The 15250-nt window shown below is 70.6% G+C and carries 15 protein-coding genes; 4 read left to right on the forward strand and 11 right to left on the reverse strand.

The genetic code is table 11. The features are described 5' to 3' along the window. Positions 1 to 3: 3 nt before the first annotated feature. From VFZ92_RS17020 to VFZ92_RS17045, 6 genes are all read right to left on the reverse strand, one after another. Positions 4 to 570 (reverse strand): hypothetical protein, encoded by a 567-nt coding sequence (locus tag VFZ92_RS17020; protein ID WP_330876917.1) that lies wholly within the window; start codon positions 568 to 570, stop codon positions 4 to 6. A 151-nt stretch (positions 571 to 721) separates the two neighbouring features. Next, positions 722 to 1900: an RtcB family protein gene (locus tag VFZ92_RS17025; protein WP_330876918.1), complete on the reverse strand. Its 1179-nt coding sequence runs from the start codon at positions 1898 to 1900 to the stop codon at positions 722 to 724. A 51-nt stretch (positions 1901 to 1951) separates the two neighbouring features. After that, positions 1952 to 2755: an ABC transporter permease gene (locus tag VFZ92_RS17030; RefSeq protein WP_330876919.1), complete on the reverse strand. Its 804-nt coding sequence runs from the start codon at positions 2753 to 2755 to the stop codon at positions 1952 to 1954. After that, positions 2752 to 3723: an ATP-binding cassette domain-containing protein gene (locus VFZ92_RS17035; protein WP_330876920.1), complete on the reverse strand. Its 972-nt coding sequence runs from the start codon at positions 3721 to 3723 to the stop codon at positions 2752 to 2754. Before VFZ92_RS17035 ends, VFZ92_RS17030 begins: the two co-directional genes overlap by 4 nt. A 138-nt stretch (positions 3724 to 3861) precedes the next feature. Continuing rightward, positions 3862 to 4707, reverse strand: a complete 846-nt coding sequence (locus VFZ92_RS17040) for an ABC transporter permease (RefSeq protein WP_330876921.1) — start codon at positions 4705 to 4707, stop codon at positions 3862 to 3864. After that, entirely contained in the window at positions 4704 to 5663 is a 960-nt protein-coding gene (locus VFZ92_RS17045; protein ID WP_330876922.1) for an ATP-binding cassette domain-containing protein, read from the reverse strand. Before VFZ92_RS17045 ends, VFZ92_RS17040 begins: the two co-directional genes overlap by 4 nt. Before the next feature lie 87 nt (positions 5664 to 5750). Here VFZ92_RS17045 and VFZ92_RS17050 point away from each other — a divergent pair, with 87 nt between their 5' ends. Further along, positions 5751 to 6629 carry a TetR/AcrR family transcriptional regulator gene (locus VFZ92_RS17050; RefSeq protein WP_330876923.1) on the forward strand — a complete coding sequence of 293 codons (879 nt, stop codon included), beginning with the start codon at positions 5751 to 5753 and terminating at the stop codon, positions 6627 to 6629. On the opposite strand, the gene VFZ92_RS17055 is transcribed toward VFZ92_RS17050, so the two are convergent. The 5 genes from VFZ92_RS17055 to VFZ92_RS17075 all read right to left on the reverse strand — a co-directional run bounded on the left by VFZ92_RS17055 (position 6618) and on the right by VFZ92_RS17075 (position 11943). Next, positions 6618 to 7364: an HNH endonuclease gene (locus VFZ92_RS17055; RefSeq protein WP_330876924.1), complete on the reverse strand. Its 747-nt coding sequence runs from the start codon at positions 7362 to 7364 to the stop codon at positions 6618 to 6620. The genes VFZ92_RS17050 and VFZ92_RS17055 overlap by 12 nt on opposite strands. After that, positions 7361 to 8671 carry an AAA family ATPase gene (locus tag VFZ92_RS17060; RefSeq protein ID WP_330876925.1) on the reverse strand — a complete coding sequence of 437 codons (1311 nt, stop codon included), beginning with the start codon at positions 8669 to 8671 and terminating at the stop codon, positions 7361 to 7363. The genes VFZ92_RS17055 and VFZ92_RS17060 overlap by 4 nt, the downstream gene beginning before the upstream one ends. Positions 8672 to 8811: 140 nt before the next feature. Next, complete coding sequence (locus tag VFZ92_RS17065; protein WP_330876926.1) at positions 8812 to 10317, reverse strand: aldehyde dehydrogenase (NADP(+)); 1506 nt, start codon at positions 10315 to 10317, stop codon at positions 8812 to 8814. Next, positions 10314 to 11126 (reverse strand): NAD(P)-dependent oxidoreductase, encoded by an 813-nt coding sequence (locus tag VFZ92_RS17070; RefSeq protein ID WP_330876927.1) that lies wholly within the window; start codon positions 11124 to 11126, stop codon positions 10314 to 10316. The genes VFZ92_RS17065 and VFZ92_RS17070 overlap by 4 nt, the downstream gene beginning before the upstream one ends. A gap of 34 nt (positions 11127 to 11160) precedes the next feature. Beyond that, positions 11161 to 11943 (reverse strand): IclR family transcriptional regulator, encoded by a 783-nt coding sequence (locus VFZ92_RS17075; protein ID WP_330876928.1) that lies wholly within the window; start codon positions 11941 to 11943, stop codon positions 11161 to 11163. 125 nt (positions 11944 to 12068) lie between these two features. Between VFZ92_RS17075 and VFZ92_RS17080 the strand changes: the two genes are divergently transcribed. The 3 genes from VFZ92_RS17080 to VFZ92_RS17090 all read left to right on the forward strand — a co-directional run bounded on the left by VFZ92_RS17080 (position 12069) and on the right by VFZ92_RS17090 (position 15249). After that, positions 12069 to 13409, forward strand: coding sequence for a sugar ABC transporter substrate-binding protein (locus VFZ92_RS17080; protein WP_330876929.1), 1341 nt, complete (start codon positions 12069 to 12071; stop codon positions 13407 to 13409). Positions 13410 to 13486: 77 nt separating this feature from the next. After that, on the forward strand, positions 13487 to 14377 hold the full coding sequence (locus VFZ92_RS17085) for a sugar ABC transporter permease (RefSeq protein ID WP_330876930.1): 891 nt from the start codon (positions 13487 to 13489) through the stop codon (positions 14375 to 14377). After that, positions 14374 to 15249: a carbohydrate ABC transporter permease gene (locus tag VFZ92_RS17090; RefSeq protein ID WP_330876931.1), complete on the forward strand. Its 876-nt coding sequence runs from the start codon at positions 14374 to 14376 to the stop codon at positions 15247 to 15249. Before VFZ92_RS17085 ends, VFZ92_RS17090 begins: the two co-directional genes overlap by 4 nt. Position 15250 lies beyond the last annotated feature (1 nt).

Genomic DNA, 15250 nt, shown 5'->3' on the forward strand with positions numbered 1-15250 from the left:
TTCTCAGGCCTTGTGGGCCCGGTCGTCGTGGGCCCGGTCGTCGGTGCTCCCGAGCAGGTCCTGGAACAAGGTGCGGTAGTGGACCATCGCGTTCCGGAGGTCCTCGGTCGTCGCGTCACCGGACTGGTCGCGCTGCGAGATCTCGTGCGCGGAGCGGTAGTGCTCCAGCGTGCGCGAGTGCTCGACGGAGAGGAGCTCCGCCTGCTTCTCGTAGCTGCCGGTGGGGTAGCCGCGCTCGGACATCAGGTCGGTGACGAGGACGTCGGCCTCGGCCACGGCGCCCGCGGGCGTGTCGACGAACTGCTCCTGGATCCGCGCCCAGTGGCGGCCGTAGCTCTCCCGCGACTGGGGGCTCAGCTCGCGGAGTTCGAGTTCCGCGTGCTTCTTCTGGCGCTCGACCAGTTCACGCTCCGCGGCCGTGCGGTTCTCGCTGCCCTGCACCGTGCGGTCGTACTCCGGGCCGAACCTGTCCTGCAGCCGCTTCCGCTGGAGGTACCTGTTCAGCAGGACTGCGATCACAGCCAGTACGACCAGCACGACGACGATGCCGATGATGGCGCCGGTGGACATCGCAGCCTCCTTTGGTCTGGGGGGAGTTGATGGAGGCTGGGTTCCCTTGTGCCGCAGGGATAAACATCCGAGTTGCGGATGGAGCAACGCCCGAACGCAAAAGGCGCATCGGCCGCCTCCCGGCCGCCGACGCGCCTTCAGCGGAGCGTGATCACCCCTTCACGCACACGACCTGCTTCAGCTTCGCCACGACCTCGACGAGGTCCGACTGGAGGGCGACGACCTCGTCCACGTCCTTGTAGGCACCGGGGATCTCATCCACCACCCCGGCGTCCTTTCGGCACTCGACACCAGCCGTCTGCTCGGCGAGGTCCTTGGCGGTGAACAACTTCTTCGCCCTCGTCCGCGACATCTTCCGCCCGGCGCCGTGCGACGCGGACTGGAACGACTCGGGGTTGCCGAGCCCGCGCACGATGTAGGACCCCGTCCCCATCGAGCCGGGGATGATCCCCAACTCGCCGCGCCCGGCCCGGATCGCGCCCTTGCGCGTCACGAGCACGTCCTCGCCGAAGTGCGTCTCCTCCGCCACGTAGTTGTGGTGGCAGCTGATCGGCTCGTCGAACCGCACGTGCTCGAACTCGGCGCGCACCACGTCGCACACCAGGCGCAGCATCACCGACCGGTTGCGCCGCGCGTAGTCCTGCGCCCAGTACAGGTCGTGCCGGTAGGCGGCCATCTCCGGCGTGCCCGCGAGGAACACCGCGAGGTCCGGGTCCGTCAGCTCGGCGTTGTGCGCGAGCTTCCGCGCCACCGCGATGTGGTGCTGCGCCAGCTCGTTGCCGATGTTGCGCGACCCCGAGTGCAGCATCACCCAGACCCGCTGCCCCTCGTCCAGGCACACCTCCAGGAAGTGGTTGCCCCCGCCCAGCGTCCCGATCTGCCGCAGCGCCTTCTCGGCGCGCGCGTGCACGGCGGGCGTCAGGTCGTCGAAGCCGCGCCAGAACGCCTCCCAGTCGCGCGCGTCGCCGTCGCCGAAGGCGGGCTCGTCGTGCTGGTGGAAGCCCACGGGCACGGCGGCCTCGATCCGGCTCCGCAGGGAGCGCAGGTCGTCCGGCAGGTCCGACGCCGTCAGCGACGTCCGCACGGCCGTCATGCCGCACCCGATGTCGACGCCGACGGCGGCGGGCGACACGGCGTCGCGCAGCGCGATGACCGAGCCCACCGTCGCCCCGCGCCCGAAGTGCACGTCCGGCATCACGGCGACGTGCTTGACGGCCCACGGCAGCGCGGAGATGTTCCGCAACTGCCGCATCGCCTGCTCCTCGACCTCCTCGGGCCGGGTCCACAGGCGAATGTCGACCCCGTCTCCGGGGACCGTGATAGGTGCCATGGACCAAGGCTAGGTGGAGTTTTCCTTACCGCCTAACGACTTTCGCCTCGGTCAACGGCTCACGGCCTTCCGGTACTGCCGGATCGCCAGCGGGATGAACACCGCGAGGATCACCAGGCTCCACAGCACCGAGGCCAGCACGGGGTGCTGCAACGGCCACACGTCCGGCGCGGGGAACTGCGGGTTGGTGTTGCCGAACAGCTCCCGAGCGGCCTGCGTGACGGCGGAGATGGGGTTCCACTCGGCGAAGGCCTTCAACGGCCCCGGCAGGTTCGTCGTCCCCACGAAGGTGTTCGCGATGAACGTCAACGGGAAGATCACGATGAACGACGCGTTGTTCACGACCTCGGGCGACCGCACGGCGAGCCCCACCACGGCCATCCCCCAGGAGATGGCGTAGGCGAACAGCAGCATCACGCCGAACCCGGCCAGCGCCTCCAGGAACGACGAGTGGATCCGCCACCCCACGATCAGCCCCGTCACCGACATCACCACGATGACGATCACGTTGTTGAGCAGGTCGCTGGTGGTCCGCCCGATCAGCACGGCGGACCGGGCCATCGGCAGCGACCGGAACCGGTCGATGATGCCCTTCTGCATGTCCTCGGCCAGCCCGGTGCCGGTGATGGTCGCCCCGAACACCACGGTCTGGGCGAAGATCCCGGCCATCAGGAACTCCCGGTAGTTCATGCCGGGGATCTCGATGGCGCTGCCGAACACGTACGCGAACAGCAGCACGAACATGATCGGCGAGAGGGTCGCGAACACGATGAGGTCCGGCACCCGCTTCACCTTGATCAGGTTGCGCTTGGCGACGACCGCCCCGTCCGCCAGTGCCTCGACGAACCCGTTCACGCGCCACGCTCCTCATCGGTCTGCCCGTCCTGCGCCGCGTGCCCCGTCAGCGTCAGGAACACGTCGTCCAGCGTCGGCCGCCGCAGGCCGATGTCCAACACCTTGATCGACTCGCCGTCGAGCAGCCGCACGGCCTCCACGAGCAGGTCCGCCCCGCCCGACACCGGCACCACCACGTGGTTGCTCCGCTCGTCGACGGAGATCTCCGCGATGGCGAGCGGGGCGAGCGCGGACCGGGTCGACGCCACGTCGCGGGAGGACCCGACGGTCAGCTCCAGCCGCTCGCCGCCGACCTGGGCCTTCAGCTCGTCGGAGGTGCCCTCGGCGATCACCTGGCCGTGGTCGATCACGGCGATCTGGTCGGCCAGCCGGTCGGCCTCCTCCAGGTACTGCGTGGTCAGCAGGACCGTCGTGCCCCCGGCCACGAGCTCCTCGATCACGTCCCACATGCCCAGCCTGCTGCGCGGGTCGAGCCCGGTCGTCGGCTCGTCCAGGAACAGCACGACGGGTTTGGCCACCAGCGCCGCGGCGAGGTCGAGCCGCCGCCGCATCCCGCCGGAGTACCCCTTCACCTGCCGGTCGGCGGCGTCGACGAGGTCGAAGCGCTCCAGCAGCTCCCGCGCCCGCTCCCGGCTGGGCTGCCGCCCCAGGTGGTACAGCCTCCCCACCATGTCGAGGTTCTCGAACCCCGTCAGCGTCTCGTCGACGGCCGCGTACTGACCGGACAGCCCGATCCGCCGCCGCAGCTCCCGCGCGTCCCGCACCACGTCGAGCCCGGCCACGGCGGCCCTGCCCGCGTCGAACTCCAGCAGCGTGGTCAACACCCGCACCGCAGTCGTCTTGCCCGCGCCGTTGGGTCCGAGCAACCCCATGATGCTGCCCTCGGGCACCACCAGGTCGAGCCCGTCCAGTGCGACGACGGACCCGTACCTCTTGACCAGTCCCTCGGCCACGATCGCGTCTGCCATGCGCACATGATGGGCCCACGCACCGACATTTTCGCCCGATTTGTTCTTCCAGTCCCCTGACCAGGTGGTACGACGACCGTCGCCGCCGCACCGGTGGCAAACCGGTGCGGCGGCGACGGGGTCGGGGAGCGGTGGGGGTCAGCTCATGCTGCGGTAGCGGCGGACGGACAGCGGCCAGAACACCGCGATGATCGCCAACGGCCACAGCACGGCCATCAGCATCGAGTGCGTGGACACCCACGAGTCGCCCGGCCAGCCGGGGTTGCCGAACAGCTCCCGGATCGCGCCGACCGTGGCCGACAGCGGGTTCCACTCCGAGATGGTCCCCAGCCACGCGGGCATCATCTGCGGCGCCACGAACGTGTCCGAGAACATCGTCAGCGGCAGCAGGACCGTCCACACGACCGAGGTGTTCTCCGGCTTGATGATCAGCCCGAGGTAGATCCCCAGCCAGATCATCGCGACCCGCAGCAGCATCAGCAGCCCGAACGCGATGACCACGTTGCCGAACCCGAGGTGCCACGTCCAGCCGACGGCGACGCCGCACAGCATCAGCACCACGATGTCCAGCGTGGAGTTCAGCAGGTCCGCGATGCTGCGACCCGCCAGGTACCCGGCGCGGGACATCGGCATGGTCCGGAACCTGTTGTTGACGCCCCGGTTCGTGTCCTCGGCGATGGCCACCAGCGTGACGCCGACGCCGAGCACGATGCTCTGGCCGAACAGGCCGGGCATCAGGAACTCCCGGTAGTTCCACCCGCCGACGACCATGACCGCGTTGCCGAAGACGTAGCCGAAGACCAGGATCGAGACGACCGGGTACATGACGCTGCTGAAGAGCCGGACGGGCTGCCGGATCCAGTGGATGAGGTCGCGGGACGCGACGTTCCACGAGTCGCTGACGAGCCACCGCAGGCGCTGCACCACGCTGCGGGGCGCCCTCGGCATCGGTGCCGGGGTGATGGGGGGCAGGGTCAGGCTCACGATGCTTCCTCCCCTTCGGCGTCGTGTCCGGTGAGCAGGAGGAAGACCTCGTCGAGGGTCGCCCTGCGCAGCGTCACGTCCTCCGCGTCGATCCCCGCGGCGTGCAGGGCTCGGGTGACGTCGGTCAGCGCGTGCTGCCGGTTGGCCACGGCCGCGCTGACCCGGTTCTCGGCCGGGGTGGTCTGGAGCTTGCCGCCCGCGGCGCGGGCCATCGCGCCCGCCGCGGCCGGGATCTCGGAGATGCTGCGGACGGTGACGTCGATCCAGTCGCCGCCGGTGCGGGCCTTGAGCTCGTCCGGCGTGCCGCTGGCGATCTCGCGGCCCCCGTCCATCAGCACGATCTGGTCGGCAAGCTGGTCCGCCTCGTCGAGGAGCTGGGTGGTGAGCAGCACGGTCGTGCCGCCCAGGGCGAGGGCGCGGACCGCCGACCACATCTCGATGCGGTTGCGGGGGTCCAGGCCCGCGGTCGGTTCGTCGAGGAACATGACGCTGGGTGCCGTGATGAAACTCGACGCGAGGTCGAGCCTGCGGCGCATACCGCCCGAGTAGTGCTTGACCTGCTTGCTGCCCGCGGCGGTGAGGCCGAACTGCTCCAGCAGCTCGTCGGCGCGACGCCGCGCGTTGGCCGCGCTCAGGTGGTAGAGCCTGCCCCAGAGCGCGAGGTTCTCGCGTCCGGTGAGGATGTCGTCGACGGTGGACTGCTGACCGATCATGCCGATGTGGTTGCGGACCTCCGACGCTTGCCGTGCGACGTCGAACCCGTTGACCGTGGCGCGGCCCCCGTCGGGTCGCATGAGGGTGGACAGGATGCGGAGCACCGTCGTCTTCCCTGCGCCGTTCGGGCCGAGCAGCCCGCACACCGTGCCCGCTGGGACCGACAGGTCGAATCCGTCCAGTGCGTAGTACCCGCCGAACCGCTTGCGGAGGCCTTCAGCGAAGAGAACAGGTGAGCTCACGACAACCTCCTAAACTGTGTATGTCGTACACCCTGTGTACTGTATAGACAGTTTGGTGCCCCTGTGTCAAGGTGGGAGGAGTCGAGGGTGGTCCTGGAAGCGGGTGATCCTGAACGCAGCGTCGAACTGCTCTGGGGTGAGAAGCCCCAGCCCGGTCGCGGGCCCAAGCCCGCGCTGACCCTGGACGGCGTCGTCGCCGCGGCGATCGAGGTCGCCGACGAGGAGGGCCTGTCCGCGCTGTCCATGCGGCGGGTCGCGGAGAAGGTCGGCTTCACGACCATGTCCCTGTACCGGTACGTGCCCGGCAAGGCCGAGCTGCTCGACCTCATGCAGGACGCCGCCGCGGCCGAGATCGTGCTGCCCGACCACGGGCTCGACTGGCGAGCCGGGCTGACGTTCTCCGCGAGGCAGGACTGGGAGCTCTACCAGCGGCACCCGTGGATGGTGCAGGTGACGTCCACGCGGAGCGTGCCGGGACCGCACTACATGGCGGAGCTGGAGGCGCGGCTGCGCGTGCTGGAGGGGACCGGGCTCAGCGGTCGGGAGACCATGGCCGTCGCCAACCTGGTCTCGCAGTACGTCGAGGGCGCCGCCCGGCGGGCCGCGGAGGCGCAGCAGGCCGAGCGGACCACCGGCGTGAGCATGGAGGAGTGGTGGGGGTCGCGGGTCTCGCTGTGGGGGCACCTCACGGAGGACCGCTACCCGACGCTGGCCCGCGTGTGGATGTCCGGCGGGTACGACGGGATGGTGGACGACTTCGAGTTCGGGCTGCGGCGGGTCCTCGACGGGATCGAGGTGCTCGTGCGGGGGCGTGATGAAACTCCGCGACGTGATGAAACGGTGAGCAGTTGCGTCACGTGCGGGACACCGGTGGAGAAGCCCGCCACCGGCAGGCCCAAGGAGTACTGCTCGCGCGCCTGCCAGCAGAAGGCGTACCGGGCGAGACAGGCCGGGTCAGGCCAGTAGGGCGTCCCGGAGGTCGGCCGTGCGCAGCAGGTCCAGCACCTGCGGGCCGACGTCCAGGACCCTCTCCGCCGCCGGGTTCAGCGCGAGGCGCAGCATCGACTGGCACACGTCGGCGAACGGCTGCTCCCGGACGGTGACGACCGCCTCGCGCATACCCGGCTCCGACCCGGCCGCGCGGGCCGCCGCCCACCTCTCCAGGCACATCACCACGACCCGGCGCGCCTGCACGCGGCCCCTGGTCAGCACCGGCCGGTTCAGCCCGCAGACCTCGATCGTCTCGCGGCCCTTCGCGGTGAGGCCGTGGTAGACCCCGAGCGACGGGGTCAGCAGCAGGTGGTCGAACGGGTCCTCGGTCGTGGGGTCGATCAGCAGCGCCGCGCCCAGCGCGTCCACCGGGAACCGGTCCCGCTTCAGGTTGCTGTTGCAGGTCGAGCAGGCGAGCAGGTGGTTGAGCCAGTCGAACGCGCGCAGCGGGTTGCCCGCCAGCGGCTCGAAGTGGTCGATGTCCGTGCCCTGGCTGTCCCCGCAGTACATGCACCGCTCGTGTCCGGGCGCCATGTCCGCCAGCACCCGGCGCAGGGGCGGGTGGACGACCTCCCGCACGCCCCTGCGCCGCCACAGCGCGCGAGCGGCGGCGGCGCGCTCCTCCCGGTGGGCGGACCCGACCTCGGCGGTCAACTCGTCCAGGCGGTCGGCGACGTCGTGCGGGAGCGGTAATCGGGTGATCGGGATCATGCGTCGGGGAGGTGGAGCCGTGCCTCGACCTCGCCGCCGCGCGCCACCGGCGAGCTGGTGAGCAGGGTCTTCAGCTCGTCGTACCGCCGCGACTGCTCGTCCGTCGCGGTCCCCAGGATCACCGCTGTCTCCAGGCCCACGAGTTCCGCGCGGAGCCGGTCCGCCTCCCGCGAGTACGGCGAGTCCAGGCCGAACAGCTCCGAGAGCACCGCGTCGTCACCGCTGCCGAACACCACGCGCTCGTACAGGTCCTGCTCGACGACCCTGGGCGGCTCGTCGTCGGTCGGGCCCGGCAGGCGGATCAGGCCGCCGGGGTCGGCGGCCTGGCAGATGTACGGGCTGTGCGTCGTCACGATGAACTGCATGTTGGGGAAGTGCGCCTTCAGCCAGCCGCCGATGCGCTGCTGCCACGACACGTGCAGGTGCGCGTCGACCTCGTCGATGATCACCACGCCGGGGGCCGTCACGGCGAGGCCGTCGACCCGCAGGGTGCCGTAGGTCTGGTGGACCTGCTTGAGCAGGTCCACGACCAGCGCGACCACCGTGCGGTAGCCGTCGCTCATCTCCCGCAGCGGGAACCGGTGGTCGCCGACGACGATCCAGAGGCCCTCGGAGTCGACGTGGTCGATCTGGTAGTGGTCCGGCAGCAGCCCGTCGGCGAGCAGCGCCAGCGCCGTCAGCTTCAGCTCCTCAGCCCCGTCCTGGCCTTCGAGCGCCCGCAGGTGCTGCCTGATCAGCCAGCTCACGCCCTCCGCGAGGGAGGCGTCCTCCTGGAAGAGGGTCGCGAGGCGGGCCACCGGGCCCGGCCGGACCATCAGGCGCTGGACGTCTCCCGCACCGCCCGTCAGCCGCCGGAACGGGCCGTAGGCCGCGCAGAACCACCCGTTCGGGTTGCGCTCCCACGGGCCGTCCAGCACCGAGGTGTCGTGGTGGGCGGGCGCCAGGTCAGGCTGGCTGCCGGTGAACCGGTCGGCGTCGGCGGGCGCCGTCCAGCGCAGCACGGCCTGGAGCGGGAAGCCGCTGTAGAGGGAGTCGGTCAACCGGTCGGCCCGCGCGTCGCGGGTGAGCAGCACCTCCGCGTCGGCCGACGGACTGCCGGTGGAGATCCAGTTCTCGAAGTCGGAGACCAGCGTGTTCGCGACGGTGGGCCCGCTGATCGCCAGGGCCATGGCGCGCAGGAGGGTGGTCTTGCCGGAGCCGTTGCGGCCCGCGACCACGGTCCAGCCGGGAGCGGTCAGCGTGAGGTCGACCTCGCGGGCGCCGTGGAACCCCTTGATGTTCCGCAGCCTGACCTGCGCGATGTGCATGACCTCTCCGGGACGTCGACGAGTCGGTTCCCGGTGACTCTAGTGCGGTGACCGCACCGGTAGCGGGTGCTCGCGGGGTGCCGGGTCCGGAACGGGCACGGCAGGCCCCCGTCTCGGGGAACGGGGGCCTGCCGGCGCTCCTAGTGGGTGCCGAGCACGCCGTCGACCCGGCGGGGGATGCCCAGCGGGTTGGCGTCCTTCAGCTCGGCGGGCAGCAGTTCGTCCGGCCAGGACTGGTAGGTCACCGGCGCGATCCAGCGGCGGATCGACGTCGCGCCCACCGAGGTGTGCAGCGGGTTGGTCGTCGACGGCCACGGGCCGCCGTGGTGCATGGCCCACGCCACCGCGACGCCGGTCGGCCAGCCGTTGAAGACCAGGCGGCCCGCCACGCGGCGGAGCACCTCGGCGATCCGGCCCGCCAGCTCGTGCTCGGACGGGTCGGCGTGCACGGTGCCCGTGAGGGTGCCCGGCAGCTTCGGCAGCACGGCCAGCAGCTCGGCCGGGTCGTCGTAGGTCACGACGACGCCCGCGGGGCCGAAGTGCTCCTCGGTCAGCTTCTCCAGGTTGTCCGCGAACGCCGCCAGCGGGACGCTGAACAGCCGGGGCGCGACGCTCCAGCCGTCGGCGGGCTGGTCGCCGGTCGACACGTCGGTCACGAGGTCGCCCGCGGCCAGCGCGTCGGTGCCCGACCGGTAGGAGTCGCACATGCGCTCGTTCAGCATCGGCCCGCCGTGGCTGGCGGCCACGGCGTCACCCAGGAACGGCACCAGCGAGGCGGGCGCGAACAGCAGTCCGGGGTTGGTGCAGAACTGGCCCACGCCCATGGTGAGCGACTGCGCGAACGCGGTCGCCAGCTCCTCGGGCCGCGCGGCGGCGGCGTCCGGCAGCACGACCGCCGGGTTGACGCTGCCCAGCTCGCCGTAGAACGGGATCGGGTCGGGGCGGCCCTGGGCGATGTCGAACAGCGCGCGCCCACCGCCGGTCGAGCCGGTGAAGCCGACCGCGCGGACGGTCGGGTGCTGGATCAGCGCCACACCGGCGTGGGTGCCGTAGACGATGCCGAACAGGCCCTCGGGAGCGCCCGCCGCGGCCAGCGCCGCCGTCACGATCCGCGCGGTCTCGCGCGAGGTGCCGGGGTGGGCCGAGTGGGCCTTCACCACGACCGCGCAGCCGGCCGCGAGCGCGGACGCGGTGTCGCCGCCCGCGACCGAGAACGCGAACGGGAAGTTCGACGCGGAGAACACCGCCACCGTCCCGAGTGGACGGAGTACGCGGCGCAGGTTCGGGCGCGGCGGGATGATGTCCGGGTTGGGCGAGTCGATGGTCGCCTCGACGTAGCTGCCCTCGCGGAGCACCTCGCCGAACAGGCGGAGCTGGTTGGTGGTGCGCTTCAGCTCGGTGGTCAGGCGGGGCACGCCCAGCGCGGTCTCGCCGTCGGCGGTCGCGATCAGCAGCTCCGACCCGGCGTCCAGCGCGTCGGCGACGGCCTCCAGCACCACCGCCCGCTCGGTCGCCGGGGTGACCGACCAGACCTCGAACGCGGCGGCGGCGGCCGTCGCGACGGCGTCCACCCCGCTGTCCGCCGTCTTGGCCACGGGCTCGCCGATCGGCTCGCCGGTCCGGGGGTTGTAGCCCTGCACGATCACTGACCTGCCTCCTTCACCGCGGTGTCGAAATCGGGGCCGCACCAGGCGCCGCCGAGGTACTGCTGCGCCGGGGAACCGGGGTCCGGGGCGTCCACCTCGGACGCGAACGCCTCGGCGTCGTCCTTCGACTCGTAGCCCAGCGCGTACGCCTCGTCGAGCGAGAACCAGCGCCGGGTGTTGTCCGAGACGCCCCACACGACCCGGAAGCCGGGGCTCGGCGCGGCGATGCACGCCTCGAACAGGCGGGCGGCGTCGTCGGGGGAGAGCCACGTCGCGAGCATCCGCGCGTCCTTGGGCCTCTCGAAGCACGAGCCGATGCGGATGGCGACGACGTCCATCCCGTACCGGTTGGCGTAGAGGCTGCCCAGCGCCTCCAGCGCGACCTTGCTGACGCCGTAGTAGGTGTCCGGCCTGGGGAACAGGTAGTCGTCGGCGTTGCCGTCGGCGCGCTCCACGTACCCGACGGCGTGGTTGGAGCTGGCCAGCAGCACGCGCTTCACACCCTGCCTGCGGGCGGCCTCCAGCACGACCTGCGTGCCGTTGATGTTCACGTCGAGGATCTGCGCCCACGGCCGTTCCAGGCTGTGCCCGCCGAGGTGGATCACGGCGTCCACACCGGACATCGCCGCCTCCATCGCGGCCAGGTCGGTCACCGACGCCTGGACGAGCTCGACGTTCTCGCCGTCGCCCGCCGCCGGGATCTCGGCGATGTCCAGCAGGCGCAGGACGCGGTCGCCCACGGCGAGCCGGGGGCGCATGAGCGTGCCCAGCCCACCGGCGGCGCCGGTGATCAGGATTCGTGCGGTCACGGGTCGGACCCCTCCGGGTGTGCGTGGTGGACGGTCAGCGGCCGAACTGCCGGAGCAGCTCGGTGATGGTGCGGGCGGCGTCGAGCAGCGCGCCGATGACCTGGCGCTCGTGGTCCTCGTCGAGCCTGCCCAGCGGGACCGAGCAGCTCATGGCGTCGAGCACCGGGTTGCGGTAGGGCAGCGCGACGGCGAAGCAGCCGAGGCCGGGGGTGTTCTCCTCGCGCTCGTGGGCGTAGCCCAGGGCGCGGAAGCCCGCGAGCTGCGCGTGCAGCGGGCCGCGCTCGACCACGGTGTTCGGCGTGAGCGGCTTCAGCTCCTCCGGCAGCAGCGCGTCGACCTCCTGCGGGGTGCGGGTCGACAGCACCGCCTTGCCCAGCGAGGTGGAGTGCGCGGGCAGCCTGCGGCCGACCCTGGAGACGACCCGCAGGTGGTGCTCGGACTCGCGGCTGGCGAGGTAGACCACGTCGGCGCCGTCGAGGCGCGCGAGGTGGACCGTCTCGTTGACGGTCTGCCTGACCTGCTCCATGACGCGGATCGCGGCCCGCACCACGGGGTCGTGGTCGAGGTAGGACGTGCCGACCAGCAGGGCGCGCACGCCGATGCCGTAGGTGCCGCGGTCCGGTTCGACCTCCACCCAGCCGCGGTTCACCAGCGTCTGCAACAGCATGTACAGGCTCGACTTGGGATAGCTGAGCTCGCGGTGCAGCTCGGTGAGGGTGAGACGGCGGTCGGAAGCCGAGAGGACTTCCAGCAGCTCGACGGTCCGGTCGGCGGATTTCACCGCCCCCGGACGGGTGGGCGAAGCGGCCTCGGTCACCAGGTCCTCCAGGGAAACATTCCGGCAACACGCTCTTGACACGTTGCTGTGCTGATTCTTACAGTCCGGCATCAGGTTCACAAGTACGACTGCGTTTCATGGATGTGAACAACTTGGAGGGTGAGATGCCCCGTTCCCGGTCCGGCACCGCGGCTGTCGCCCTGGTCGCCGTGGGTGCCGTGCTCGCTGGATGCGGCTCGGCGACGCCCGCGAGCAGCGGGAGCGCCGCTGGGGTCGCGCAGGACCCGAACGCGCCGTTCGAGGTGTGGACCCGCAGCACGGAGGCCACCGCGAAGGTCTACGCGAAGATCTTCACGGACTTCGAGGCCAAGACCGGGGTGAAGGTCGACTACAAGCCGGTCTTCGCGGACTTCGACAAGCAGATCCAGCAGCGCGCGGCGTCGAAGGACCTGCCCGACCTGGTCGTCACCGACACGGGCTCGCTGGGCGTCTTCACCTCGCAGGGCCTGGTCGGCGAGATCGACAAGGCGGGCGTCGCGGGCGGCGCGGACGTCGTCGAGCGGGCGTGGGACAACGGCAGGGCGTCGGACGGCAAGTACTACGCGATCCCGTTCTCCACGCAGGCGATGGTCACGCTGATCCGCAAGGACTGGCGCGAGAAGGTCGGCAAGCCCGTGCCGACGACCTGGGACGAGCTGACCGACCTCGCGGCGGCGTTCACGAAGGACGACCCGGACGGCAACGGCGCGGCCGACACCTACGGGATGCTCGTGCCCGGCACCACCGACCGCGGCTACCTCGGCTGGTGGGCGTCGAACTTCGTCTGGCAGGGCGGCGGCGACATCCTCGAGCAGGACGGCGACAGGTTCAGCGTCGCGGTCGACTCCGACGGGACCGTCAAGGCCGTCGACTACCTGAAGACGATGTTCTGCGGCGACCCCAAGCTGGTCCAGCCCGGCGCGCTGACCACGGGGACCAACGACGCGCACGCGTTCTTCGAGACCGGCAAGACCGGCATCTACGTGACCGGCCCGTACATGTTCGGCCGGTTCGACAAGAACCTCGGCAAGGACAGGTACGAGGTCGTCGCCGCCCCCAGGGGCCCGGCCGGTGGCACCGTGCTCGGCGAGGGCGAGAACATCTACCTGATGGCGGGCTCGCCGAGGGCGGACGCGCAGAAGCGGCTGGCCGAGTACCTGATCAGCGCCGAGGCGCAGCAGGCGGGCATGAAGGGCGACCCGACCCCCGTGGTCCGGCTCCCCGTCAACGGCAAGGTCGACGTCAAGGCCGTCTACGACGACCCGCGCTGGGAGACCACCGCGAAGGTCTACGCCGACAGCGCCCGGCCGTTCTCCAGCGTGCCGAACTTCCAGCCGTTCCGGCAGCAGTTCTCCGAGACGCTGAACTCCATCCTCTCGACGTGCGGACCCGACTCCAAGGCCGAACTCGGCACCCTCGCCGAGAACCTGGAGAAGGAGTTGCAGGCACAGGGAATGTCCAAGTGACGGTGTCCAATCCCGTCCGCGGCACCACAGACGTGGGACCGGCGGCTAGTGGCGGCGGTGCCGTCGGCTCCCACCCCGTGAGGCGGCGCCACCGGCGTCGCCTCACGGGACCCAGCTCCACGCCGTGGCTGTTCCTGGCCCCGGCCCTGCTGATCTTCGTCGTCTTCAAGTACCTGCCGATGGCGGAGGGCATCCGCCTGAGCGCGTACCAGGTCCGACCGTTCCTCGGCGACCTGTGGGTGGGGTTCGACAACTACGCCCGGATCATGGGCGACGAGCGGTTCCGCGACGCGATCGGCCACACGCTGGTCCTCGCGTCCGGCCAGACGATCGGCTCGATGGTGATCGGGTTCGCGCTGGCCCTCCTGCTGGAGGGCCACGCGAAGTCCCTGTGGTTCGTGCGGTCCGCGGTCTTCCTGCCCGTGGTCGCCGCGACCGCCGTCATCGGCGAGATCTGGCGGCTGCTGTTCTTCCCCGCCCCCGAGGGCTTCGTCAACACGGTGCTGTCGTTCGTGGGCCTCGGCCCGTGGACGTTCCTCGACAGCCCGGACACCTCGCTCGCGTCCGTCGTGTTCGTCGGGATCTGGAAGGGCGCGCCGTACGACATGGTGCTGATCCTGGCCGGGCTCGCGGGCATCGACCGGCAGCAGTACGAGGCGTCCGCCATCGACGGCGCGAACACCTGGCAGCGCGTCCGGCACATCACGCTCCCCGCGCTGCGCCCGGTGATCACGATCCTGCTGACCCTGGCGTCCATCCGCGGCCTGCGGGTGTTCACCGAGGTCTACGTCCTGACCGGCGGCGGTCCCGCGGGCTCCACCGACGTGTGGATGACGCGGGTGTTCACCGTCGCCTTCGAGCGCAACGAGATCGGCGTCGCGTCCGCGGGCTCGGTGGTGCTCTTCCTGATCACGTTCGTGTTGACGGTCGTGGTCCAGTTGTACCGGCGGAGGAAGGAGGCCAGGTGAGCGTCGCGGACAGGTGCGACACCGCGCTCGGGTGGTCGACCGGCCGTCAGGCCTGGTTGAGCCGGGGCATCCGGATCCTGCTCAGCGTCGGCGCCGTGCTGCTGTTCACGGGCCCGCTGATCACCGTGTTCTCCGGCGCGTTCGACCACAACCCCGACCCGACCCGGCTGTCCGTGCTGCCCGACGAACCCTCGATGGTCAACTTCGAGGCGGCGGGCTCCAAGGGCATCTGGCACTACCTGGCGAACTCGCTGATCATCGCGGGCGGGGCGCTGCTGCTCCAGCTCGCGGTGAGCGTGTTCGCCGCGTACGCGCTGGCGCGCAAGAAGTTCCGGGGGCAGGCGGTCGTGCTGCTCCTGATCCTCACCACCATGATGCTGCCCGAGGAGGTCATCGCCATCCCCCTGTCCCTGGTGATCGGCGACCTCCCGCTCGTGCACATCAGCCTGAAGGGAACCCTGCTCGGCGTCATCCTGCCGCTGGGCGCGTGGGGGTTCTCGATCTTCGTCATGACGGAGTTCATGAAGGAGATCCCCCTGGAGCTCGAGGAAGCCGCGAAGGTCGACGGCGCCGGGGAGTTCCGGATCTTCGCGCAGATCATCCTGCCGCTGGTCAAGCCCGCGCTCGGCGTGGTCGCCGTGTTCGGGTTCAACATGATCTGGGAGCAGTACCTGCTTCCGCTGATCGTCGCCGCGGATCCTTCCGACTACACGCTGACCGTCGCCCTGCTGTCGTTGAGGTCCGATGAAGAGGTCGGGCCGGGGATCGTGTTGGCCGGAGCGTTGCTGGCGCTGGTGCCGAGCCTGATCGTGTACCTGTCGCTGCAGAAGTCTTTCCTGCGTGGGATCACCACCGGAGCGATCAAGGGATGAA

The sequence above is a fragment of the Umezawaea sp. genome, assembly GCF_036375055.1.
GTDB lineage: Bacteria > Actinomycetota > Actinomycetes > Mycobacteriales > Pseudonocardiaceae > Umezawaea.